We start from the raw sequence: 25,020 nt of genomic DNA, 5'->3' as shown, positions 1-25,020 counted from the left end.
GCAGCTCACCGAAGGGCTGATTTTTCTGCTGCTCTTACTGTGGGCATGTAGGCAACGCGCTTGCGTTGTCCAAGCGCAGCGGCATGTCCACAGCGCCACTTGCTCAGGCCTTTTGGCTGGGTTTACGGCTTCGCCGCATGCTCTCGCCGCTCAGATCGATCCGGTGGGCGTTATGGACCAGGCGGTCGAGGACGGCGTCGGCGTAGGTGGGGTCTCCGATAAGTTCGTGCCAAGTTTCCACGGGGAGCTGGCTGGTGACGATGGTGGAGCGGCGGCCGTAGCGATCCTCGAGGATCTCCAGGAGGTCGTGGCGGGCTGCTGCGTCGCGCGGCTCAAGGCCCCAGTCGTCAAGGATGAGGAGATCGACACGGCCGAGCGCACGCAGGATGCGGGGATGGCGGCCGTCGCCGCGCGCCAAAGCGAGATCGGTGAACAGCCAGGGGACGCACTGATAGAGCACGGAGCGATCGTCACGGCAGGCCTTGTTGCCGAACGCCTAGGCGAGCCACCTCTTGCCAACGCCGGAGGGTCCGCAGATCAAAAGGTTGGCGTGGTCGTCGATCCATTGGCCCTCGACCAGCCATCGTCAGCAGGCTGCGATCAAGCCGCTTGTCGCGTCGCAGCGACGCTTCGCGTTCGAGCAGGAGGCGTCGTGCGCAGGGCTTCGTGAGTGCGGCAAAGATTGTAGTGACAGACATACAGCACCACGGAGGCAATGTGGTTGTCCAGCTTCTTTGAAAAACCGTTCGTCAAGCGAGTGAAGCGGCGCGACGACATGCGCAGCGAAAGGTTCTGGCGCTTAACAGTACGCATACGACGAAGGCCGCCAGATTGGCACATGCGCGCGAGAGCGGCGAGCTCTATGATGGCTGGGCGTTGCGTGAAGGTCAGGCGGCCCGCTGATCGGCGGGTTTGTCGGCTTTGCGCAGGAGCTTCCATTCTTGTGCGGCCTTTGTGTGTGGTCGCACATGACCACTGGCCAAGATGGTTTCCGCAACGCATGTTCCTAACAGGGCAACGGCCTCGGAGGGCCAATGGGAATGACGGAGTGTCACGCGTCTTGGATCGATCGATCGCACCATCTGCTCTTCTCTTGCAAGTTCACTGCATTAGCTCAACACGGAAGCCATTCTGTCGCGCTCCCCGTGACGGCCAATCTTTCTATGCTGCCTTCGGTTGCCCCTCTATTCGCCGATATGTTTCGCCGCGCCTCACACAACGCTTCCGCATCCGCCGTGTCGTTCTTGCCGCGTTTCACATAAGGCTTCGCCAGATGAGGCGCGATCAATTTCACCTCATGACCAAACGAACTTAACAGCCTAGCCCAATGATGAGAGCCACCACAGGCCTCCAGTGCGATGATAGTCGGCGGCGCTTTCTCGAAGAATTTCACCATCTCCCTACGCGAAAGCTTCTTGCGTAAGGCTGGTTGCTCGGCTGCGTTCACGCCATGCAATTGGAAAACACTTTTTGACGTGTCCATACCAATTCGGATAATCTGTTCCACGGGCGGTCTCCCTCGATTGAGCTTTCAACGAACTCACTCTGGCACATTGCGATGCCGTTGGGAGCCGTCCACCTCAACAGGGCAGGGCAGCAGGGCAGGGCAGGGCAGGGCAGCAGTTCGTGCAGACGAGATGCGGGAAGATCGGCGATGCGGGCGAGGACGTCGGCGAGCCAGGCTTTCGGATCGACGTCGTTGAGACGACAGGTCGTGAACATCGTCAGCATGATGGCGGCACGGTCGGCACCACGCTGGCTGCCGGCGAAGGTCCAGTTGCGCCTTCCCAAGGCGATGCCTCTCAATGCGCGCTCAGCACAATTGTTGGTCAGACAAGGACGCCCGTATGTCGAGATCAACGCAGGCGAACTGCACCACTGCACCGGATAGTAAGCCCGGATCAGAACAGGCACCCAATGGCCTGCAACGCCATGCGCCAGCTTATCGGGCCAGCCGACGTATTGATCTATGGATCGCGCCGCAAACGGGTCAAACCGCAGACAGCGTGCCCGCACCATCGCGATTTGCAATCTTGATCCCCGCAACGGCAAGCGCACGCGCAAACGTTTCGTGGGGATAGTGATAATGTTTGAACTGCTCAATTTCATCAAGGCGCTTCAGAAGCGCATTTGCACTAATGCTTTCTTCGCCGAACTTTCCGTGAAGCTTTTCTGTTATAGTTTGGCGTACTCTGGAGTCTGCATTCCGCAACGCGTCAACCAAATAGCCCCCTGGCCCTGTTTTTACTTCCGTGGACGTATAAGCGCCTGCAACTCTTACCGCCTCAATATGAGCCGTCATCGAAACACGACAGGTAGGGAATACCCATATATTCAGATCCGACAAGGCCAGGAGATACAGTGAAGCGAAGAACGAGAAACATTTCTCTATATCTAAGATTTGCTCGGGGCGTTTGTCTGTCTCCGGGGTCGTTATTTCGTTCCATGTGGGCATGCCTATAATCAAGGGTCTCACGGGGGCATATGTTGTGCAAAGGTACCTCGCGTGGTGGATGGTTGCCAACACGTCAAAGGCAACGTCTTTGTTTAGCCCAAGCATTGATCCCACCGAAAGAGCTAGGCCTGCTTGGGCTGCTCGATCCTGACTCTGTAGTCTGAACAAGAAGCCATTACCATTCTTCACAATGCGGAACTCTTCGTCGATTCCGCAAGCTTTGGGCCCACGCGAGATATGATGATTATACACACTCTCATCATATGTCTCTTGCCACATTATCACTCCATCAGCGCCGCAGGCAGCTAGCGTCTGATATTGCAGCTCCGTAAGTGCCATCGTGCTAAACAACAGGTGGCTAACACCAGTTGGCAGACGAGATCTCAGCCTCCGCAGAAGAGCTGGAAGAACGCGGACAAATCGAATGTCATCGCCGCCGACCAGTTCGATATCCTGAACGCCTTTCTCAAGCAAATATTGAGTTTGAATATCGACGAGTTCTTCATCGATAGTTACGCGACCCATTTGCGTGTTGTCGGCACGCCATCCGCAAAAATCACAGTTAGATGCACATCGGTTGGTAACCTCCACGGGGGACAACGTGACAACCGAGCAACCATATTTCCGCACTCTAATTTTGGAAGAACAGTCAAGAACCATCGCCTTAATCCTCTCAAAATCAGGCGTGTTGATCATCCCAATGAACTCGCCAACTTCCCTAGGGGACAGAGGACGATGTTTCGTTTGGTCTAGGATGTAAGCGGCGTCCTTGAGAGTTACTCCGACAGCCGCCCCGGACGTTGCGCGTAGTTCATCAACTGGCACTTGGTACATTATCAGTCCCGAATCGTTGCAGAATCGAATTCGACGGTAACCTTCATTTTCTTCCAGCCGTCTACAGTTGGCGTCCCGGGACCAAGTTCCTTGGCCGCCGATCCGATCGAGCGGCTACCCGATGCAACCCCAGATCAGCCGCTTGCAGTTGGCTGTAAACGACCGATGTTGACGCCCTTCCATCTGACACCTCCTGGCTCTTCGAGCCTACTACAGGTGTCCATCAGTTCGGAGGAGGTTCAAAACCGCGGTGCAAGATGCCTATCCCAGAAATCAGAAACCTATATCGGGGCTTAGTCACCTCCTAGAACCGGCGCCGCCCCATCGGGCTTCGCTGCCGTTGTCGACGTTCAGGCCAGACGCGAAATCGTAGACATGGTATTTGTCGCGGACGACTGCAGCGTCACCTTTCACATAGAGCAGCATGTTGTTCCAAGCGTAGCCAACCTGGCCCGTGAACAGGCCGAGGGCGTCGATCATGGTTTCATCCTGGACACCGACGAAAGCGAGGTTGGCGTTGGAGCCCTTGAAATCGGCCCAGTTACCCTGCGCCTCCAGGCCAAACACCGAGTTGGCGATTTGCCAGCGGTAGCCGATTTGGCCGTCGAACGTGCCGCCGGTTGCATCGTGGCAACCCATCCCACGGGGTGGAGCGGAGACCAAGCCGGCGGCGTTGACTACGTCCCAGCACTGATGCGCGGAGCCACCGCCGCCGTTGATGCCGATGTAGACGCCAGTCCAATCAAAGATCGGACTGACGATTGGCGGCGCTTTGGCGTAAGGCCGCGCGGGCAGATCTGCGGAAGAGGCAGGAGCGGTCAGCGCGATCAGGGCTACTGCGCCCAGCAGGACGTTCTTCATGCGAGTCGACTCCCCGAAGGTTCATCGGGTACGACTGCCATGCGTCTGTCCTCTCCATCAATAACCAAGCTCAGTAGTTGACTAAGGCGCAAGACATTGGTGGTCCAGCAGTATGCTGAGCGAGCACGTTGATATGGGATACCCAGCAATTCTGGTAGGAGCCTCGCGGTCCGCTTTTGCCGATACTGGACTAACGTAGGCATATCGAACCAGCTCAACCCAAACGGAGAGCGCCCACGCCGAAAAAATGCTTGATATTTTGCCCGCTCCAAAAAGCCGTTGGATGGAAGTGCAGAAGTCCTGGAGAAATCTGGCCGGTGCCAACCTCACACGCCGGCTCTCAGGGTTTGGAGCACCTCGCAGATGGAATAAGAGCAGTCGCCGCTCTAGTCGATAATTGAGCTGGTTGAGCTGCTGCCGGTTTGATGGACACCAAAATTGGGTGTTTCATGGAGCCGGAGGTGGGCAATGGGACGACGGAAGTTCAGCCGAGAGTTCAAGGTCGAAGCAGTCAAGTTGGTCAGGGAACGTCGGGTGTCGGTGGCGCAAGCCGGCCGCGACCTGGACGTTCACGAGAATGTTCTGCGCAAGTGGGTGAAGGAGTTCGGCTCCGACCCGGTGCAGGCTCTTCCGGGCCATGGCCAGATCGGGACATCCTAAAAAAGGCCGCAGCCTCCTTCGTGAAGGAAGCGATATGATCGGCTTCATCGCGTGGCATTGGCGTGACCTATGAAACCGTGCGCCAGTGGGGACGGAAATTCGGCAAGGCGTTCTCCGATCGGATCCGCCAGCGCGCTCCCGCCCGCGGTGACAAATGGCATCTGGACGAAGTCGTTATCTCGATCGCGGGCGAACAACATTGGCTCTGGCGCGCTGTCGACCAGAATGGCTTCGTTCTCGACGTCTTGATCCGGCGCCGAAGAGACTCGCGCGCTGCGCAGCGGCTCATGAAGAAGCTCTTGAAATCCGCCGGCACGCCGCCGCGCGTGATGATCACGGACAAGCTCCGTTCGTACGGCGCTGCGAGGGCGAAGATGGGCTTTCACGTCGAACATCGCCAGCACAAAGCTCTCAACAATCGGGCCGAGAATTCTCATCAGCCGACGCGGCGAGCGACAGATTCGACGACGAGGCCTTGAGAAGCCTGTTTCTTCCCGTTCTGCAAAGATGAGCGTTTGGGCAAAAGATCGAAACGGACAACCTTTACCTGGGCGGTTCTGCCTACGACCCTCACGTGGAAACGGACTGTTGCCTATCGGGATCGACACCGAGCTCGAGACTAAGAACGGTCGACTTCTCGGTGTAGAGGCAAGCGGCCGTACGGACCGCTTTCCGTTTTTTGGATGGGAACTGTAGCGAGGTCCGTCAGCTTCTCGAAAGCTAGCGCGAGTAGTATTGCCTCTTCGCAGCAACTCAGAACTATACCTATTTGATCTAACAGTTTGCTGAAAAACCTTAAATGGCGAGTTTTCGCATTCTCGCCGGTGGTTGTTGGGGCGGCGCAGTGGAGTTGGATGTAATTTTCTAACCTTGTGCTGGGTGCGCCGTGACGCGGGTTGCTAGACTAAGCGGCAAGCAGTTTGGGAATGCGGATCAGGTTGTAGGCGATCAGATTGAGCAGGAAGTCGGCGGCAACGCGGGCGATGCCACGATGTTTGGTCTTGCGCATGGTCCCATGCTGCTTGCCCCATCCGAAGATGCACTCGACCATTGCCCGGCGTGATTGCGACATGCCGTACCCCGGATGCCGCGTGGTTCGTTCGTCGATGGCGCTGCTGCGGTTCTTGCCGGTTTTGGTGACGGCTTGGTTCTGTGTCACATGCGGCGTCACGCCGATGGCACGAAGATTGGCGACATGGTCGGCCGTATCGTATGCCTTGCCCTCACCAGCCGTGATACGGCGGCCTGCGGCTTTGCGTCTCGCCTTCAGCATGGTCTCCGAAGCCCGGCGTTCGGCGGTGCCATTGGCATGCGTGACCCTGCCGGCGACCGCCAGCCCATGCCGGTTCGACCAGGATGAGAGGGCGGGTGATCGCGGCCGGCTGGTTATGCAAGTGGTTCTTCCGCCAATCGGATACCCGGGGCAACAGCATGTGAATGGCCGAGCCTACCGATCTCGGTAGGTGCGGCCCGGTTGACTTACCTGATAGCAATTCAGTCGGATAAAGGTGAGGTGTACCGTCAGTGTCCACGCTGTACACGGGCAGGTATGTTGCGCGACTCTTCACCGCTTCAACTCCAGTTCGCGGACCAGGGAAAACCAGGAATGCCGATGAACAACAATCAAACGAAAGAGGGCGACACAGCTGCACACACTACCGGTCTGCTATTTTCATGCGTGCAATATCGACGCAGATCCGAGCCTCGATTTCCGTAGCCGATGACTTTCTTACTCGTGGTGCGAGGGCCGGCGGATGGTAACACCGCGTTCTATCGAAGAGACCACCCCGCTCGACCGGGAAAGCGTTCACATCAGGTCCGAAGATAACGTAGACCCGCCGCTTAGCTGGCAACTACAGGTCTTTGGCTTGGTACAGGGCGTGGGGTTTCGCCCTTTCGTCGTTCGCCAAGCGCGGAGTCTGGGTCTGCGGGGCTTTGTCCGAAACTGCAGCGCTTCAGTCGACATTCTGCTGCATGGCTGTTCCCATGCGCTTGTTGCGCAATTCGTTGCTACTTTGCAGGACAAAGCCCCCAATCTGGCCAGAATTGATCGCATTTCGGTAATGGCGTCTAGCCCGGACCCGAGTTGCGACAGTTTCGAGGTGGCCCATAGCGAACAGATGGACGAGCGCCGTCTCACGATCTCGCCCGATGTCGCGCCATGCAAAGAGTGTCTCGCAGAGATGCGCACTCCTAGCGATCGGCGTTACGGATATCCTTTCATCAATTGCGTGAACTGTGGGCCGCGCTTTTCAATTATTCGTGACCTGCCGTACGACCGGCGCGTCACCACCATGTCCGGGTTTGAACAGTGTCCGCAGTGCCGCGCGGAATATGAACTCGTAGCAGATCGTCGCTACCACGCGCAGCCGAACGCATGTGCGAAATGCGGTCCAAGGCTCACCTTGTACGACCGAGGAGGTCAGGTCGTTGCTGGTGATCCATTGGTGGCGGTTGTCGATGCCCTCAACGCCGGAAGGATCGTAGCAGTCAAAGGGGCAGGAGGATTCCATCTGGTCGTGGACGCAGGGAACGCGACGGCTGTGGCCGAACTTCGACGCCGCAAGCGCCGCGATTTAAAGCCGTTTGCACTAATGGCGGCCGATCTCGAAACTGCAAGGCGCCACGCTATCATCGCGCCTGACGAAGCCAGACTGTTAGACCACTGGGCCAGTCCGATTGTACTGATGCCCAGGCATCCAAATTCCCCACTTCCTGACAACATTGCCCCGAATAATTCAACGCTTGGCATTATGCTGCCTTCCACGCCGTTGCATCATCTTATGTTTGATCGTGGTGCGCCGCCAATAGTCGTGGCTACGAGCGGGAATATCTCTGGTCGCCCAATTGTTATTGACAACGCGACCGCTCTGGCAGAGTTGCCGGTGGTCGCCGATCTAATACTCACGCACAATCGTGATATCGAAGTTCGCGTGGACGACTCAGTTTTGCGCAGGCTTCCAGCCGATAAGGACAATCAGAACGAGCTATTATTCCTCCGGCGCGGGCGTGGCTACGCCCCATATGCATTCGATCTTCACGGCGTGACCGACACCGCGCCGACAGTATTAGCCCTGGGGGCGGAGCTCAAGACAGCCCTTGCGATATATGCGCGCGGCCAAATCATCGTCAGCCAACACATCGGCGATCTAAAAAACGACGAAACTCTCGGAAGCCACTATACGCTTCAAAAACATCTAACTCGATTGCTGAAGTCGGCGCCACAAATAGTCGCGTGCGATCTACATCCAAATTTTCGTTCGACGCAAATGGCTTTGCAAGAATCCGGGCGCGCCCTGGTTCAAGTTCAACATCATCACGCGCATATGGCGTGCTGCATGACTGAAAACCGGATCGAGGGGCCTGCACTCGGCGTGATCTTCGACGGCGCAGGTCTCGGCGAAGACGGTAGCATCTGGGGCGCAGAATTTTTGGTGGGAGATCTGTGCGCAGTTAGACAGGTCGGATCGATCCGGTCCCTCCGCTTACTGGGAGGCGACCGAGCGGTACGAGAGCCGCGGCGCACGGCGCTTGCACTATTGTTAGACGCGTACGAAGGCGATCTGTCTGCCTGCGCCGCGCTACCAGTTATCGCTGAGTTCACGCCTGATGAACTCCGAGTGTTAACAGCGATGTACTGCAAAGATGTCCACTCTCCATTGTGTACGAGCATGGGGCGTCTGTTCGACGGTGTCGCCGCACTCGGCGGTATTGCATATCGCGCGGAGTATGAAGCGCAGGGGCCGATTGAGCTCGAGGGACTCCTGCGCCGCGATTTCGAGATGACAGAGCCATATCCTGTAGTGTTCGAGGACACCGCAGGGGTCCTCCGATTTGACTACCGCGCGATGATACGCGCCATCGCACATGAGGTGCTGGGGCACCGGCCGGCTGCCGATATCTCAAGGCGCTTCCATTCCACGCTTGTAGAAATGGTGATCCAGATGTGCAAATTGCTAAGGCAACTGCATGCGTTCAACGCAATCGTCCTTAGTGGTGGCGTTTTCTGCAATGAATTCCTTGCAGTGAATGTACTCCACGCCTTGCGTGACGCCGGATTTGCTGTCTATCGGCACAGTGTGTTTCCACCGAACGATGGGGGGATTGCGGTAGGGCAGGTGGCTGTCGCGTTGCGACGTCACTTGACGCTCCAGGCGTCGGCTGATGCTACCGTCAATGTGAAGTGAGCCATCTCCAGGAGTTCTCCATATGACGATCGAATTCCACGGCTATACCTTAGAACAAGCGCAAAGGATCCGTGAGAAGCTCGCGCAAGCAATTGCGTCTCTCTCTCCTATTCATTGCGCTCGATAATGATCACCACGGAGTGGTCGAGGGACTTATCACCGGTGCAATATCGGTTTGCACAGCCATCGCGGTGTTCGGAAAGGACGAGCAATGCTCAATGATGAGAGCGTAGATGCCGACGCGTACCGGAATCGCCCGGAATGGAACGATTGGACTTGGCAAATGCAGCGCTGCATTAGGACCGCGAACCAGCTTGAGTCCTGGATCAAGATAACGCCCGATGAGAGAAAGGCCATCGACAACATAAAGGGAAAATACCAATGGCGCATTACACCGTACTACGCATCTCTGATGGATCCAGTGGATCCGCGGTGCCCCATTCGCTTACAGGCCGTTCCGGCTGGCGCTGAGATGGCCCCATTCCCAGATGCTGAAGTTGATCCAGTCGGCGACACCTATTACCGAAAAACGAATCGGATCATTCACAAGTATCCAGATAGAGCACTATTTCTCATCACCTCGGTTTGTCCGGTATATTGTCGGCACTGTACCCGAAAGTACCACACTAGCGATCTCAAAGGATCGTATTTTGGGGAAGCGGAGGGTGCGTCATTCGAGCAGGACTACGCCTATATCGAATCGCATACTGAAATCCGTGACATCATTCTTTCTGGCGGCGATCCATTAACTTATGGAGATCGCCGGCTTGAGGAGATCCTCAAACGGCTAAGGTCCATACGTCACGTCGAAATTATCCGCGTCGGAAGTCGGTACCCGGTGTTTCTGCCGATGCGGATCACTAAAGAGTTTTGTCAAATGCTCTCACGTTATCACCCCATATGGTTCCAGACCCATTTCAACCACCCGAAGGAAATCACCCAGGATGCTGCAGCTGCATGTGATCGACTTTTATCGCACGGTATTCCAGTTCAGAATCAAACCGTCTTGCTAAAGGGCATCAACGACAACATCGACGCGATCCGCGCGTTGATGACTGGGCTTCAAACAATTCGTGTGCGGCCGTACTACTTATTCCACTGTGACAATGTAGCGGGGGTCTCGCATTTCATGACGACGATTGCAAAAGGCCGCGAAATCATGCGTGCCCTACTCGGGTACTCTACAGGATTTTCTTCACCTAAGTACGTTCTGACGACGCGTCTCGGAAAGATTCCGTTGACCGAAGAGTACGCGAGTTCCACCGACAACGGCTATCGAGTGACCAACTATCTCGGCCAGACAATGGATATCCGACACGTGTAACGGAGCAGTCAAATGCATAACGTCGCTGTGCTCACAAACGACCTCCAGTATGATCTCGTTCGAAAACATGGAGCGCGGGAGCGTGCCGTGTATGAGTTCTTGCCACGCATGGTACAGTTCTTGTGCAACGTCAGGTCGCATGGCGTTCACGTCTTCCACCTTCAGCTCGTCTGCGATCCTGCCGATCCAAGCGTCGAATGGTTTGGGGAATTTCTTCCCGCTCAGAAAGGCACTCCTGGCGCTGATATTTTGGCAGACGTACTCGATGCTCGAGATATTGTGGTCCCAAAGCCCCGCGACAGCGGGTTTTTCGAAACAGATCTTGACGATCAGCTGCGGCTGCATGGCGTCGGCACATTGATCCTCACTGGTATGCAGGCGCAAATTTGCGTGCAAACGACAGCTGCTGACGCGTTTTTTCGCGGTTACAACGTAATCGTCCCTCCCGATGGAGTTGTTTCGACGCGTCAGGAAGATGTTGACCGAGCGATTGCTTGGCTCGGCTCCTACTGCGCAACCATTCAGCCAATGAATGATATCATTGATCAATTGAATAGGGGGGAGTCGTTCACACGTAAGGTCATCAAGGTTGCATGAAGAATCAGATCATGTCCCACGCGCTTCCACCTTCTGGCAATGTACTACCAAAATATGCAGGGTTGCCCACGTTCATGAAGCTTGAACAGGCCAGCGCAACTGCTCCGCCTGATGTTGTGATTATTGGCGTGCCGTTCGACAACGGCTCAACGGTTCGGCCGGGCAGCCGCTTTGGCCCGCGCGCCATACGCGACGCCTCGACGATGCTGCGGCCATTTCACCCAGCGTACGGCATATCCCCATTTTCGCAGATCATTGTGGCGGATGGCGGCGACGTTGCCGTGAATCCTCTTGATTTCGCCGCCTCGATGAGCGCCATTGAAGATGAGGTGAGCCGCTGGAGGCGCCGCGGGTCGCGCGTGCTCGCCATCGGCGGAGATCACCTAATTTCTCTCGCGGTGCTACGTGGAAAATCTGACGCGGTCCCCTATGCCGTAGTGCATTTAGATGCTCATTCGGACACGGAAGACGAATTCTTGGGTTCGCGCTACAACCATGGCACCGTATTCAGGCGCGCCATTGAGGAGCGACTGGTCTCACCCCCAGCGTTTTTCCAGATAGGCCTTCGAGGGACAACCTATGGCATTCAGGAATACGATTTTGCACGTGGGCAGGGGCTCACTCTTTTCTTCTCCGAGGAAGCGGAAGCGCTCGGCGCGGAAGCTGTGGCAAGGCACATCCGGAAGGTTGTCGGCGATTTGCCAGTATATGTGTCATTCGATATCGATGGCATCGATGCCACATACTGTCCTGGCACAGGCACTCCAGAAATCGGAGGACTGGACGTGAAATTTTGCCTTCGTCTGCTGCGCGAATTACGTGGGCTGACGATCGTGGGAGCTGACGTAGTCGAAGTGAGCCCGCCGTTTGATGTCGGCCAACAGACTAGCTTGGTCGCGGCACACTTGCTTTTTGAGCTACTCTGTCTGCTGACACTTGCTCCGCCACGAAAGGATGCACCTTGAATCCGAATCCAGATGAGGTCGTGGTTCTTGATCACGGTACGGGCGCGAAGCTCAGCCGATTATTGATCGGGGATATCATCGGCACGCTCGAGGAAACATATGTCGGGGAACTGGAGGATAGCGCACTCTTGACGGTCGATGGTCAAGAACTCGCAATGACGACAGATTCGTTTGTGGTCGATCCAGTCATCTTTGGAAATGGTGATATTGGCAGAATTGCTGTCTGCGGAACGGTCAACGACCTTGCCGTCGTCGGAGCCATCCCACTAGCTCTTACGTTGGCGACAATTGTTGAAGAAGGATTCCCGCGTGCCAAGCTGAAGAAGATATTCGCATCGGTACGCGATGCGGCGAGGGAGGCAGGCGTGCGCATCGTCGCCGGTGATACGAAGGTGGTCCGGCGCGGAGATGCCGATGGCGTGTTCCTTAATACAACGGGCTTGGGTGTGTTCCGACGCACGCCGCTGCGTATGGCCTCGGTGCGCGTAGGTGACCGAATTATCGTGACTGGCCGACTCGGGAATCACGCTGTGCACCTGTTATCCTTGAGGGAGGGGTTGGGCTTCGAGAACCGCGTTCTGAGCGACTGTGCGCCGCTAAGTGGGATGGTATCAGAGTTGTTGGAAGCGTTCCCAACTGGAACGGTGCGCTCAATCCGAGATGCAACCCGGGGAGGGCTCGCAGCCGTGATGCACGAGTATGCGTTTCACGGTGGTTTCGAGGTTCGCCTAAACGAAGCTGACCTACCCCTTCAACATGAGACCGTAATGGCTAGTGACATGCTAGGCGTTAACCCTCTACATCTCGCAAACGAAGGTTGCCTTGCAATTTTCGTCGAGCCAGCTAGAGCCGGCGAAGTGTGTCAGCATCTGAGGAGAAACAAATACGGCCGACACGCGGCAATCGTGGGAGAAATATTCAGTAGTTCTCGAGGAGCTCAAGTAAGGTTGGCAGATGCGATCGGCGCCATCAAGGTTCTAGATGAACTAGAGGGCGCCGAGCTCCCTCGCTTGTGTTGATCTGGAGAAACGTGGTGATAAGGCGACCGGGATGGAAAGAGTACCCCAGTTAAAGCGTACAATCGGCCGCGTCCAGGGGACTATCTTAACAATCAGCGCGGTGGTCGGCATCAGTGTACTGGCCCTCCCGGCCGTAACCGCTCAAGAGGCGGGCCCAGCAGCCCTAGTCTCCTGGGCGCTTGTCGCCATGCTTTCGTTTCCGATCGTGTGGACGCTAAGCGAATTCGCGATACGAAATCCAACGGCCGGGGGCGTTATCGACTATGTCTCAAGTGCGTTTGGGATTCGCTGCGGTACGGCTCTAGGTTGGACCTTTCTGGGGGCTATCCCAATCGGCATTCCGATAGTTGCGGTGATAGGCACGCAGTACGCTGCGCACCTCGGCGGTTGGAGCGGTCAGGCTGCGCTGTGGCTAGCTGTCGGCGCAACCACGTTTTCGACGCTTTTGAACGGTCGCGGACTTGCCGCGGCGAGTCGTTTGCAAATGGCCATCGTTGGGGTTGTCGTTGCGCTGATGATTTTGACAGTGATTGCCGCTTGGCCATTACTACACCACGATTCGCTAACACCGTTTGCGCCGCGCGGTTGGGAAGCGGTGGGAGAGGCGATGGTGCCTATTTTCTTTTCCTTCGTGGGCTGGGAAATGGTCGCGCCTCTGGTTGAAGAATTTAGGGATCCACGCCGCGACGTGCGCGTGAGCATGGTCGTCGCCGCAGTCGTTGTGTCAATCATATATGGCGCGTTTGCGTACGTGACTATCGGTACAGGCGCATATCAGCAAAGTGACGGCGTGATGGCATTTCCACTGCTTATTGAAAGGACGATGGGAAAGCCGGGCATAGCAGCGATAACCACACTAGCGTGTCTTGTCGCCTTTGCCGCTCTCCACATCAATATCGCCGGGTACTCGCGCATGCTCTACGCACAGGCGCGAAATGGTTCGCTGCCAAAATCTGTAGGGAAGCTGAGCGCTAGAGGCAAGACGCCACTCAATGCGCTGTTATTAGTCCAGGTGCTATTCGGTGCTACCTATTTATTCATCGGAATCAGCGGAGTCGAAATTGGTGAGTTGATCAAATGGCCAAGTACGGTGTTTGTTTTCGCTTACTCGCTGACTATGGCCGCAGCCGTTAAGCGCTTTCCGAAGGGTGGCGGTGTATGGTGGGCGGCGCTTGTCTCTCTGCTCTCGTGCCTCGTCGTATTCTGGTTTTGCCGCTGGCGTGTCGTGCTTCCGTTGACATCATTCGTCCTCGGATTGCAGTTTGGTCGACGGCCCGCCGCGCAATTATCAAGGCCGGCTGAAAACTGATCCACCCGGGCAGATTGCAGGTCTATTGCATTCGTCGGATGCTGCCGCACGCGCTGTGTTCTCGCGTGCCCGCGTAGTCGTCCGTGAAGAGCGTCTAAGCGACTGAGCTGGAATCGCATTTGTCGCTGAAGACTGTTTTGCGATTGCAGGGTTTTGATGCGTCGGGCGTCGGAACCTTGCAAATTCAGTTTCAGGATTCCGTCGAATCGCCAGTTATGCTTCCGTCGTCGCACCGGAGGTGGCGATGCGACCGAAGAAGCACAGTACGACGGGATCGGGCGATCTGTTCCGGGCCAGGCTGGACCAGATCATCAATATGAAGCACGAGCTGGTTCAGCTCGCCGGCAAGCTCGATTGGGACTGGATCGACGGCGAGATCGCCGCTCCATAGCGAGAATGGTCGGCCGGGCATCGCGACCCGCTTCATGATCGGGCTGCTGCTGCTCAAGCACATTTACGGCCTGTCCGATGAGGGGGTGTGCGAGCGCTGGGTCCATGATCCATATTTCCGTGTGCCACGAACACCGGCGGCGACGCCGGTGATGCTGCGTTGAAGATGGGAGTTTGGCCTCCCGGAGCCGGCCTGGGGGCAGGCTTCAAGCCACCTCATGCTGCCGCGTTCAAAAAGGCGCGGTGGTGAGCGACGAGGAAAAGGCGGTGAATGAAACCGTCAGGTAAGTGACAAGAAGATGAGCGCAAGCGAACCGCTGATGACGTATCGAAATGGGTTCAAGACGCTGTCAAAACGGGCGCGGGGTAATGGTGCCCGGAGGAGTGTGGGCGGAGCCTGGTTACGGCCCACGCGGCAGCCGGTGCATAGGCGGCATGATCTCGTCACAGGCTTCAACACGGAACGTGGGAACCTGACGCAATGCGTCAGGGGCGGAGCAACCCGTAATAGTGACGAAGCGGCTGTAATGGCCGCGGAGCAAAGGGGTTGCGTTATCCTGCTGGCGTCACTGCGCCAACCGGGAATACCGGGAGGAGTACGGTGAATTCCGGCAAACCGTTGCCCATCACCAAGCGGATGGTGTGGGAGGCCTATAAGCTTGTGAAGAAGAAGGGAAAGGCGGCGGGCGTCGATGGTCAGTGCGGCGGGTCGAGATTCCTAAGGCCGACGGTGGGGTTCGTCCCTCTTGGCATACCGACGGTCGCAGACCGTATTGCCCAGATGGTGGTCAAACGGTGTCTGGAGCCGGAGTTGGATACGCTCGCGCCGGGCTCCAACGCCTCTGTCACGACTTGCGCCTTGAACTCGTCCGACCAGCGTCGGCGAAGCTGCCGCGGTGCTCCTTCGAGACGGTCGGCGACCGCCTCGATCATATGGAAGGTTCTAGTTCCAGAACTAGGCTCAGACATAGAAGCTCACATCGGCTCACAAACTCAACAGCCGATAGCCGATCGCTCACCCACTCCGCTAGACGGGGTCTCTTTGCCGCTTACTCATGAACTCTTGATGCGCGCGGTCTATCGACACACGAAAGCTGACTGGATCCGGCTCTACATTGAACGGTGGCTTAAGGCTCCGGTCGAGATGCCCGATGGATCGGTCCAGGCGAGGACGACAGGCACGCCTCAAGGGGGGGGCGTCCAAACGACCGAAGCTCGAATGAAGAACCTGTCTCTTGTGACTGCGAGCATTGTGACGTCCGTCGCGGCGGTACCAGCATGCGCCGCGGACATCGCTGCGCGGCCGGTCTCGCCAATCGTCGCCGCGATCGGCAGGCAATTCACAGCAGCGGCAGTCCCGGGCCGAAATTGGTAAGCATTCTCGATGAGTCAGAAGAATATCAACGTAGAGACCAGCAGATTGAGGGCATGTTCCGTTTGGGGCGTGTGTGTGACGCTCGTCGGGTTATGAATGTATGACAAGCCGACGCTTGCATATATCCCCGGAGCGAGATGCGCGGTATATGTTCCCGTGATTGCCATGGTATCGCGATGCGCAAGCTGCCCTTTGGCCAAGGCCGCATCCACTGCAAACTTGCTCCACGCCGTGTTGGTGGCAACGAGAGCGATCAGATCACTGGGCCGACTATCAAAAGGTCCCTTCGCATAAAGACGAAGCTCGTAATACCGGCTGATCCTGTTCAGATCAGGCGGAGCTCCCATGACGGAGAATCCGCCGTAGATGCCGCGAGATGGCGCCCCCTCAACGTCACTCTGCCAGAGCTGCCTGTCAGCTGCGATGTAATAAAAATTATTCCCACTCTCCCTTTGCTGATCCGGATCCGCCAAATTCTTGTAGTGACTGCTGTTGAAGCCGATGCCCGCCCGCAGCCACGTGTCGGGTACGCCGGCAGCAGCCTTGCTCTTGTAGCCGAGTTCATCAACGAAAAGAATGCCCGCGTTGGCCGTGCTCCAGTTCAAGCCGGATGGATTCTCGGTTATCTGCGCATAGGGACCATCTGGGCTGATCGAGCGCTGCACGGAAACTTTGTTGTACAAGCGATCATCAAGATTGTACTTCAAGTTGACCGCGGGCGTGGGCGCGGGGTTGCTGCTCATGCCTGCTTGCAACAAGGCAAACATGTTTGATCCTGAGATCCCTCCGAACAATGTGCCGGTGAACTCGTTTTGATTTCTGAGATAGCCAAGTTTGAGTTCGAGCTTCCTGTCGAAGAAAGTTTGATAGTAGGCGAGCGTATTCAGTCCAACTCGATCTGGCCCAGGGCGCTTCCATGTCCAGTATTGCTGCTCGGCTCCCACGACGATCTGGCCATCGGGGACGCCAAATCGGCTGAGATCGTAGGTGACGATCATGAAGTTCGCCGTAGCAAACGTCGGATTCTGGCCCAAATAGAGCTGGTTGGCGATGCTGCTTCTGGCTGCATTCGGCAGCTGGTTGTCTGCAAATGTGTTGTGTGTCCAGCCGATATAGCCGATGCCGACGTCTGCCAGCGCAGATCTGATGCCGTGCTTGTCCTGATCAATCGTGTCGGCAGGGCCAGGTATGTTGAGCCACAACCCTTTTTCACGCAGATTTTCATACCTTGCGAAGGGCTCGATCGTCTTTTGCGTTCCCGCCTGAGCAGCCCGATCCGCGCTGTCGCGCTTGTCGAGAGACATGCCGGGACTTACTGCTGGCGCCCAGGCACCAGAGCGGATTGCCTGACTGATCATGGCGATTCGGACCTTTGTGGCCGGATCGGAAGCCCTTTGAATTCTTCGTTTGTTGGCCCGATCCGCAGTACCGCTCTTGGGATCAGGTTCGTTAGCTGTTTGTGCCAGCACGGAATTGCCGACCAGACAAACTGCTAGCGAAAGCGCGATCGCAAGCTCACGTCGCTTCCCGGTTGGTCGAAAGTTGAATGAAGGTGCCGGCGCAGCCGAGCCTATCCGAGGCGATGTCGTCGCAAGAAAGCGGTCATGCATAGTGTACTTCGGTCCGTGTCTGCTAGCCATGAATGGACTGCACTCCGCTCTGATTGGCCCAGAGCGGACTCCCAACTTTTTGCGTCAGGGGGCGAAGGGGCCGCCCTACAGCGGAAGATCCCTCGATCCAGCGAGGTCCGCTTTGCCTTGCCAAACCTCGTCACTGGCAGGCGCGAGCATGATCTCGTTGCATCTTGCTCTGTGCATCATGCGAGCGGCGCGCTGGCTCGGCGAGATGTTGGCGGCGACCATGCGGAGCCTCGGCTTTCCTCGCCGCCACGACGTTGCAAACGACGACCTTGCTTCACTGTGGGTCGCAGCAGTCTCGCGGTGCCGCGTACCTTGATCGAAGGCGTCTTTCTCGGCGAAATGGCAGCTACCAGAAAGCAAGCGTCGCCGGCCACGAGACGTGGCTTCATGAAGCCTCCTTGGTGTCGCCGAAAGACGAGACAGTCGATAGGCTCGAAGGCCAGAAAGCCTTGGAGCCTGTGCGCCCGGCGATCGCACCACAACGTCAATCATGGTTGCCCGGGAGAACAGAGAAAGTTGCCTCCCAGCGGGCTTTGGTGGGGGCGGACGAGCAGTTGGTAAATCCATCGGCTCGGCTGGTCCGGCCAAATCTGTCCTGCATTCGGAGTCCCTTGACATGCGCGGCTTTCGTTAATCGCGCTTGCCACGTACCCGCCATCTCGATCAATCTGCCGAGATTGGTAGTTGACCACGTGCAACGGTTCGACGACGTCGCAGGTCTCGGCAAAGCCGCAAGGCGGGCTTCATCGCGAAGACACTCCGGGAAGCCGCGGCCAGTTCGCATTCGAGCGCCGGCAAGGTAAGATTCTGCAAGGATCCGATGATACAAAAATGCCGCCATCGCCAACGAAGATGAGAACGATTGCTCGCTGGTGGCGCCATGGTGCTGGAGCCCGAGCAAAATGTCTCTTTGTGTTGCTCAAAAAGGGCGCCTCATGGGAACCGCTTCATCAAGCCGATGGGGCACACGATCGGGCGAGGTTGTGAAGAATGATATTGTCGACGGTCGATGCCCCAGGAATGCGTGAGCGTCACAAGCTCCAGCGTCAACGAAACAAGCCGATCGGAACAGGGGAAGTTGGGTGAGGGACGATGGAGATGATTGATCAAGCGGCCGCTCCGGACTTGCGGCCGCTCTTGCACAGACCGCCAAGACGCATTCTCTGGGTTTTGGTGCTCCCATCCGCCCTCCTCGGCTCGTGTGCCGCTGGCGCCTATTTTTGGGCCAACCTCGGAGAGTTTGTCGCGACGCCGGTAGCCCGGGAAGTCCCTCCAACGATGGGCCTGTCACCGGAGGACAGGGCATCCCTCTCCGAAATAAAGTGGGCGCAGCAGAAGGCTGGCGATGAGATGGCAGAGCTCAACCGCCGGTTCGATGCCCAGCGGCAGGACCTCAAGGTGATCTTGGATCAGGTCACCGCGCTGAGTTCGCGGATCGATTCCCTGCAGAATCTAATACCCATCCCCTCTGCGCCTTCCGTCCCTCCTTCGTCCCCAGCCCAAGCTGTTTCGAGCCCAGCCAAGAAACGCGTCGGGCAGTCCAAACCACAGGGACCCGTCTCCGTCGGAGGCGCGCCAGTGATCGCAGAACCAAAGACAGGCGAGCCTTGAGGTCTCAGACGGCTACAGGCGTGGCCGAATCTTCAGTCGCGCTCGAGGGAGTGGACCGTAGTTTCGCAAAGCGGCTTGTGGCGGTAAAACTTCTACGGGCGCCCGTGTCTCCAAGGGCACGTTCGCCCAGGTGTTCACCATCATTCGAGAGCACTCTGGAACAGGTCGCGCAGGACCCATTCCGCATGGTCGAGGCACTGAACGGCGGAATCCGCTGCACCATTCTTCTCAATTAACCCCCGGCAGTTTTGAGCTCATGTCTGAAAGATCATGTTATCACAGCACTGCTGTATCGTATGTATCTGACGGCTGCCGTCTTGCGCGACACGTGGACATGCGCGAAGCGCGAGACCTTAAGTCACTAGCTTTAAGGTCATCAGGCGATGCGGGTCGAGGTTTTGGGTGGGCTGGAGCGGCGGCGGCGCTGGTCGCAAGATGACAAGGCGTGGATTGTCGAGAGATGTTGGCGCCGGGCGCGAAGGTGACGGAGGTTGCGCGTCGCAACGCAGTAGCGGCCGGCCTCGTGTTTGCCTGGCGTTGGCAGGCGCGGACATCAGAGCAGGCTGTACCATCTTGCGCCGGTGCAGATCGCAGCTACCGAATGAGAGGAAACTCAGAAGCATCTGCTTGCGAGTGACGGCCGAGTGCACTCCGTGGTGGCTGCGCATATTGGGTTGATCGAGATTGATCTTGGCAACCGGTGACGCATCCGAGTGGATGCACACGTCGATCCGGAAGCGCTGGCGCGGGTCCTCGAGGTGCTTCAACGCCGACGATTGCCATACCGGGTAGCCATTCGGGTGGGCGAAGCGTGACCGATGGGCAGGACGGTCCATGTCATCCGCAGCCGCGGACACGCCTGCCGAGCGGAACTTCGCGCGTCTCATCTCTTGAAAACCGTGGAAGAGGCTCCGTCCCCGGCGCACGGCAGGGGCCGCTTGCGCGCGCCGCTGCCGTCTCGCCAGCGTTCTGCGCTGGAAGAGCCCACGCAACGGGTAATTGATCAACCTGTCCTTCCAGGCGAGATTCGGCAATTGTTGGATGGTCAATCTTTTTCGCCGCTAAATTTGATTCAAGGAGTCTTGGCAGGGGCAGATCGAATAAACCATTCGATAGCCGAAGGTTGGGACACATCGAGCTTTTGGCAGGACCCGCCATCAGGATCGTGATGAGCAACTCGCTGGGTCGATGCGGACAGTCCGGGCAAATGACGTCGTGCGCCAAGACCGTGGTGAGATCGGTCCGGTCGGTCGGGCAGAGCGGCGCAATAGTCCAGCATAAAGACAACGTCCTGAGTGTCCGGTTGTCGACAAACGCTGGTCGGCGATCGAACATCATGCAAGGTCATACGCCCCGATCTTCCTCGAGGAAGCTTCCGGACGGCATAGAAGTTGAATCTCATTACCTGAATCCGAAACCGAAGTGGCGTCCGTGTCTCACGTTCAAATGCCAAGGATCTCATTGGCCAACATCTTGCAAGGCCAACATCTTGCAAGAGGCGGGTGGACGAGGTCGGCCTCGTGATATTGACAGAGGTTTGTAAGGCGTTGTCCCCTCCCTGGGATCGAATGACTAGGCGTCTGGATCGATCAGCGGCGGACGTCGGCTCATTGCCTCCCGGACGCGGCGCCCCGATCAGGCACCCCTCGTCAGCAGCGTTACATGCCCGACAGCAAGCTGCCGGAATGGTCCTTCTTTCTCTTGAATTCCTCGTCAGCACTTACAAACCATGCAGTTCACGTTGCTCGTCACCTTATTGATCGGCTTTATCTCACTATTCTACTCAATCGCCGGTCAAGTCGGAGGTGCTGCTTTTCTCGCAGTGATGGCCTTTGCAGGACTTCCCGCCGAGCAGATGCGGCCGACCGCACTTGTTTTAAATGTTTTTGCCGCCAGCTATGCGACTTGGCGACTGCATCGACATGGAAGGATAGCGTGGAGCCTGCTTTGGCGGATCGCGATCCCGTCAATGTTGGCCGCCTTTATCGGCGGCCTGTTCGTGCCCGGCGGCTCGCTCTACTACATCATGACCGGCACCCTGCTGATTGCGGCCTCCGTCTTGATGCTGGTCAAACGTGATCTTGACAACGCCAAGCGGCGTCAGGTGCGGCTTGCTCGCGCTGCGCCAGTAGGCGCTGTCACGGGCTTGCTCTCCGGATTGACGGGGATAGGTGGTGGTGTATTTCTTGCCCCGTTGATCGTGGCGCTTGGTTGGGCGTCTCCGAGGCAGGCCGCCGGACTCTCCCCACCGTTCATCCTCAGCAATTCGGTGCTCGCGCTGGCCGGCATGCTGTTGTCCGGTCAGTCAGTGAATCCGGATGTTGCCTTCTATGCAAGCAGTGCAATTCTTGGAGCCATGCTGGGGACCTTCATCGGGCTGCGCTGGATGTCGGATCGGGCCACCCGATATGTCCTTGCGGCTATCATGCTGTTTGCAGGCGTCAGGTTGTTGCTTCGGTAATGAAGTGCGCAAAGCTCGGGCGTGGCTGCATCGGAGCTTTCTTGTGTCTCGCCTCCCGGCGCCCTGGGGTCGTCCAAGCTTCGGTCTCGCTGCAACACCCCGAGACCCTAACTGCTAGTGAATGAAAAGTTCAGTGGCAGGTCACTTTCAGTTAGCCGTGCCCGACCCATGATATTCGACCGACGGGCTGCCCCGCTCGCGGTTAAGTCGTTGAATAAAATGCAGGACTGCTTTTACGGGCGCTCCTTCCGCGCAGTTGGCACGACTCTTGAGTGTCTCTTGCTGCCCGACGGCGGGAGCTGCCGACCGGCACCACTGATCGATTCTCTCATTGAGAAGGAGGCAGCAACGAAGAGCGATATATCAGCTTATGGCGTGACCTTCTCACTGCTGGAGAAGCATCTGCAACTTCGGGAAGCTGGTCCTGGATGCTGATAGGAGCAATTGGCGGAATTCTCGAGGTGGCAGTCTGCTGTAGTTATTCTGCGGGCGTCCGGTTTCTTACACATGAGCCGCAGGACTGGACTTGAACAACATTGGTGATGAAAACGCCGCGCGGACTGCGGTGCATTCGTCAGCTTTGGCAATCAACGAGGTAGGACTTGGATTGTCTGAAATTTCTTCGGACAGCTATCACGAGAAAGGAGCTGCCAACCTACGTCTATGGTTATCCTTCCAAGCGAGCGTATCGGGCTTTTCCGCAGCCACTGCGCATAACTGATGTCGTTGAGCATGCTGGCCGCTCTAAGCAAATCAACATCTATATCCATATCCCGTTCTGCCGCTATCGCTGCACTTACTGCACGCTCTTTCTTGCAACGGGGCAAAAACCGGAGACGAGGGAATCTTATGTTGTTCGACTGCTGGAGCACATCGCGCGATATGGACAATACTTCGGAGATCGAGAGATTGTAAGTGTCTATTTCGGCGGCGGCACGCCGACCTTGCTGACTCAGCATCAATTCGGCAGGCTTTTCGCCGCCCTCGATGCCGCATTTCCAAAACGAAGCCGGAAATGTGAGATTACCGTCGAGAGCGCGCCAGACACCTTCGACAACAACCTTCTAGATTGCTTGAGGGCCCTTGGCGTCAACCGAATGAGTATAGGTATCCAGAGCATGGTGCCCGGCGAGCTTGTCCAAACCGGTCGACCATATGCGGTCGAGACAGCACAAGCGGGGATCAAAGCGCTCATGGACCGCTTTTCCAACGTCAACCTTGATCTGATCTACGGCCTGCGTGGTCAAACCCGTGATTCCTGGATCTTTTCGCTTGGCCGCGCGCTCGACTATGAGCCGCAGACACTCTCTCTTTACCCTGTTGTTGTTCGTCCGATGACAAACATCATGACCTCGAAGGCGCACAATCCCGAACTATTCTTCTCTGAAGCGGAAAAGTATGAGGTCTACGACCAGAACGTTGCTCTGATGGCGTCTAAACATTACCGTCAGGAATCCTTCACGCGTTTCACCAAGATCGCAGGCGAGCGAGCCTACCGGCAAGAGGCCTCGGATTTTGAGGGAACACCCCTGCTAGGATTGGGAGTTGGCGCCAGAAGCTATTTTGGGCCATATCACTATAGCGCGGGCGATGCCGTCGACTGGCGTGCGGCTTCGCCCAACATCGACGCTTTCTCGGCGCGCCCCTTCGATCCCGACGCGATAGCATCGCATGGAATCAAACTGACGCCGGAAGATCTTGCGCGTCGCTACGTCTTGCTCGGCCTCACGTTGTCGGCTCTCAGCAAAAGGAACTACGCTTCAGTATTCAGACGCGAACTGGCGGTCGATTTCGGCGAAGAGTTCAAGGCGCTTGAATGTCTGCAACTCGTCGACTTGGCAGACGGTGATACTTATCAACTGACTCATGCGGGATTCAAATATTCGAGCACTATGGCGCGAATATTTTACTCGGACACGATGGCGGCCCTCGAAGAGCAATATCAGGCAACGTGAGGTGCTGTATGGCAAGAAATGGCGAAGCATTCCCCTTTTTGGTGGGATTCAGGCTACGACAACCCCTACGTCTCGTGTATGGGTGGTCCCAGCCCCGAAATCTTCGAGATAGCACCGGCTCTCCGTGCGAAGAGCGTGGTTGTCGAGGTGGGTTGCGGCGAGGGGCGCAATGCGCTCTATTTGGCGCATTTTGATCATCAAGTGATCGCGACCGACATCTCCGAAGCCGCCATCTCCAAGCTGAATCGGCTCGCAGGCGATCTTGGCGTGAACATAACGAGCGATGTGGCTCGTGTTGAAGACGTCCAGCCGCCTGCCTACCTTGACGTCTTTATAGCGCATTCCGTGTTGCATTTCACGGAACGGACCGTCTGGAAGCCGCTCGTCACGACCTTAATCGATCGGACGCGGCCTGGAGGATTTCACTGCTTCACCAACACGCTCGATCGACCAGACCATCCTATCCCCAAGGAGGGGGTGACATCTGGTCACAAGAAATCGTTCTCGCGCGGAGAGCTGGAGGCCATCTACACCGAAGCCGGTTGGGAGATCTTGCGCTCCGATCATTACATTAAGTGGGACTCTCACCCTGGCATTCCAATCCATTCACACTGCATCGAGAAAGTTGTGGTTCGTAACCCCGTTGGATCTGAAGATCTCCCCCGAATGATTGTCGAATCCATCAAGACAGCCGGGACGATTCCTGCCAAACAGTTTGATACCTTGAAGCTGGGCACGCCACGCGATGTGATAATTGAAATGCTCGGCTCGCCGCCAGCCAGCCATGAAGTGACGACTTCCCGCAAGACAGTCGGCGGCAACAATCAAGAGGCCATAGCTGACGGCTACGTACGTGAGGATATGATCTATGGCGATCATGGCCTGCAGTTCGTAAATGGAACACTTACCGGCAAATATCGATACTTCACACCGCCGAAGCGCTTGAGCATTCGAGCTGAGTGATGCTTGAAAGGGTTCTCATTGGCCGCCGAAAAACGTCTCGGTCTCATCACGACAGCCACCGAGGTTGCGGGGGACCTCGGCGAAGACGAAGATTGGCTGCGCGACGTCGCCCATGAAGTGGAGTTCGAGGACGGAGCCATATGGGTCTATGGCCTTGGCGAAGGCGGTGTCCCGGCGTTCACCGACGTCAGCATCGAACGCCTCATCGAGCTCATCCAAATTTATGAATTGACTGGACAAAATCCAGAGTTGCTTGAGCGCTGACCGTCAGAACAATCCAGCCGAGGCTGCGGCCTGCACCAGATGCGTACGCTGTATCTCGGAATCTCGCCTCTCCAGATTGGCGCCCAGTGGTTTGGGGGCGCGGTCCGGCACGTCGCGATGAACCGAGTAAAGAAGGGTAGATGCATCGTG

The 25,020-nt window shown here is 57.0% G+C and carries 16 protein-coding genes and 7 pseudogenes; 13 read left to right on the top strand and 10 right to left on the bottom strand.

The window, feature by feature from the left end:
- Positions 1-103: 103 nt before the first annotated feature.
- The 6 genes and pseudogenes from AAFG07_RS32020 to AAFG07_RS31995 form a co-directional block, all read right to left on the bottom strand.
- A pseudogene (locus AAFG07_RS32020) lies at positions 104-571 on the bottom strand (ATP-binding protein); the annotation flags it as partial.
- Positions 572-645: 74 nt separating this feature from the next.
- Positions 646-804: pseudogene (locus tag AAFG07_RS32015) on the bottom strand (transposase); the annotation flags it as partial.
- 403 nt (positions 805-1,207) lie between these two features.
- Positions 1,208-1,507: pseudogene (locus tag AAFG07_RS32010) on the bottom strand (IS110 family transposase); the annotation flags it as partial.
- A gap of 107 nt (positions 1,508-1,614) precedes the next feature.
- Positions 1,615-1,845 (bottom strand): annotated as a pseudogene (locus AAFG07_RS32005) (transposase domain-containing protein); the annotation flags it as partial.
- 145 nt (positions 1,846-1,990) lie between these two features.
- Positions 1,991-3,151: a 4Fe-4S cluster-binding domain-containing protein gene (locus tag AAFG07_RS32000; protein WP_342723710.1), complete on the bottom strand. Its 1,161-nt coding sequence runs from the start codon at positions 3,149-3,151 to the stop codon at positions 1,991-1,993.
- Between the two features lie 435 nt (positions 3,152-3,586).
- Entirely contained in the window at positions 3,587-4,150 is a 564-nt protein-coding gene (locus tag AAFG07_RS31995) for a hypothetical protein (RefSeq protein WP_342723709.1), read from the bottom strand.
- A 468-nt stretch (positions 4,151-4,618) separates the two neighbouring features.
- On the opposite strand from AAFG07_RS31995, the pseudogene AAFG07_RS31990 reads away from it, so the two are divergent.
- Both AAFG07_RS31990 and AAFG07_RS31985 read left to right on the top strand, forming a co-directional pair.
- A pseudogene (locus tag AAFG07_RS31990) lies at positions 4,619-4,868 on the top strand (transposase); the annotation flags it as partial.
- Positions 4,861-5,259, top strand: a pseudogene (locus AAFG07_RS31985) (IS6 family transposase); the annotation flags it as partial. The pseudogenes AAFG07_RS31990 and AAFG07_RS31985, both read left to right, overlap by 8 nt.
- A gap of 455 nt (positions 5,260-5,714) precedes the next feature.
- Here AAFG07_RS31985 and AAFG07_RS31980 read toward each other — a convergent pair.
- Positions 5,715-6,146 (bottom strand): transposase, encoded by a 432-nt coding sequence (locus tag AAFG07_RS31980; RefSeq protein ID WP_342729301.1) that lies wholly within the window; start codon positions 6,144-6,146, stop codon positions 5,715-5,717.
- Between the two features lie 418 nt (positions 6,147-6,564).
- Between AAFG07_RS31980 and hypF the strand changes: the two genes are divergently transcribed.
- The 7 genes and pseudogenes from hypF to AAFG07_RS31945 form a co-directional block, all read left to right on the top strand.
- Positions 6,565-8,997, top strand: coding sequence for a carbamoyltransferase HypF (hypF, locus tag AAFG07_RS31975; protein WP_342723708.1), 2,433 nt, complete (start codon positions 6,565-6,567; stop codon positions 8,995-8,997).
- A 211-nt stretch (positions 8,998-9,208) separates the two neighbouring features.
- On the top strand, positions 9,209-10,321 hold the full coding sequence (gene blsG, locus AAFG07_RS31970) for an arginine 2,3-aminomutase (protein WP_342723707.1): 1,113 nt from the start codon (positions 9,209-9,211) through the stop codon (positions 10,319-10,321).
- 12 nt (positions 10,322-10,333) lie between these two features.
- Positions 10,334-10,918, top strand: a complete 585-nt coding sequence (locus AAFG07_RS31965) for an isochorismatase family cysteine hydrolase (RefSeq protein WP_342723706.1) — start codon at positions 10,334-10,336, stop codon at positions 10,916-10,918.
- Positions 10,915-11,883, top strand: coding sequence for an agmatinase (gene speB / locus AAFG07_RS31960; protein ID WP_342723705.1), 969 nt, complete (start codon positions 10,915-10,917; stop codon positions 11,881-11,883). Before AAFG07_RS31965 ends, speB begins: the two co-directional genes overlap by 4 nt.
- Complete coding sequence (hypE, locus tag AAFG07_RS31955; protein WP_342723704.1) at positions 11,880-12,902, top strand: hydrogenase expression/formation protein HypE; 1,023 nt, start codon at positions 11,880-11,882, stop codon at positions 12,900-12,902. The genes speB and hypE overlap by 4 nt, the downstream gene beginning before the upstream one ends.
- A gap of 31 nt (positions 12,903-12,933) precedes the next feature.
- Positions 12,934-14,211: an amino acid permease gene (locus tag AAFG07_RS31950; RefSeq protein WP_342723703.1), complete on the top strand. Its 1,278-nt coding sequence runs from the start codon at positions 12,934-12,936 to the stop codon at positions 14,209-14,211.
- A 244-nt stretch (positions 14,212-14,455) separates the two neighbouring features.
- Positions 14,456-14,720 (top strand): annotated as a pseudogene (locus AAFG07_RS31945) (transposase); the annotation flags it as partial.
- Positions 14,721-15,297: 577 nt separating this feature from the next.
- Here the strand turns inward: AAFG07_RS31945 and AAFG07_RS31940 are convergent.
- The 3 genes from AAFG07_RS31940 to AAFG07_RS31930 all read right to left on the bottom strand — a co-directional run bounded on the left by AAFG07_RS31940 (position 15,298) and on the right by AAFG07_RS31930 (position 20,276).
- Entirely contained in the window at positions 15,298-15,534 is a 237-nt protein-coding gene (locus tag AAFG07_RS31940; RefSeq protein WP_342723702.1) for a transposase, read from the bottom strand.
- Positions 15,535-15,990: 456 nt separating this feature from the next.
- Positions 15,991-17,445: a carbohydrate porin gene (locus AAFG07_RS31935; RefSeq protein ID WP_342723701.1), complete on the bottom strand. Its 1,455-nt coding sequence runs from the start codon at positions 17,443-17,445 to the stop codon at positions 15,991-15,993.
- A 2,135-nt stretch (positions 17,446-19,580) separates the two neighbouring features.
- The gene (locus AAFG07_RS31930; protein WP_342723700.1) at positions 19,581-20,276 is read right to left on the bottom strand and encodes a hypothetical protein; all 696 of its coding nucleotides are present in this window, start codon (positions 20,274-20,276) and stop codon (positions 19,581-19,583) included.
- A gap of 680 nt (positions 20,277-20,956) precedes the next feature.
- On the opposite strand from AAFG07_RS31930, the gene AAFG07_RS31925 reads away from it, so the two are divergent.
- The 4 genes from AAFG07_RS31925 (at position 20,957) to AAFG07_RS31910 (ending at position 24,870) form a co-directional block, all read left to right on the top strand.
- Complete coding sequence (locus tag AAFG07_RS31925; protein ID WP_342723699.1) at positions 20,957-21,688, top strand: sulfite exporter TauE/SafE family protein; 732 nt, start codon at positions 20,957-20,959, stop codon at positions 21,686-21,688.
- Positions 21,689-22,290: 602 nt separating this feature from the next.
- Positions 22,291-23,643, top strand: coding sequence for a radical SAM protein (locus tag AAFG07_RS31920; protein WP_342723698.1), 1,353 nt, complete (start codon positions 22,291-22,293; stop codon positions 23,641-23,643).
- 18 nt (positions 23,644-23,661) lie between these two features.
- Positions 23,662-24,606, top strand: a complete 945-nt coding sequence (locus AAFG07_RS31915) for a class I SAM-dependent methyltransferase (protein WP_342723697.1) — start codon at positions 23,662-23,664, stop codon at positions 24,604-24,606.
- A gap of 3 nt (positions 24,607-24,609) precedes the next feature.
- On the top strand, positions 24,610-24,870 hold the full coding sequence (locus tag AAFG07_RS31910) for a hypothetical protein (RefSeq protein WP_342723696.1): 261 nt from the start codon (positions 24,610-24,612) through the stop codon (positions 24,868-24,870).
- Positions 24,871-25,020: the final 150 nt, after the last annotated feature.

The sequence above is a fragment of the Bradyrhizobium sp. B097 genome, assembly GCF_038957035.1.
Classification (GTDB): domain Bacteria; phylum Pseudomonadota; class Alphaproteobacteria; order Rhizobiales; family Xanthobacteraceae; genus Bradyrhizobium.
The sequence above is the reverse complement of the archived record's forward strand: the minus strand, read 5'-3'. Positions and strand labels throughout refer to the sequence as shown.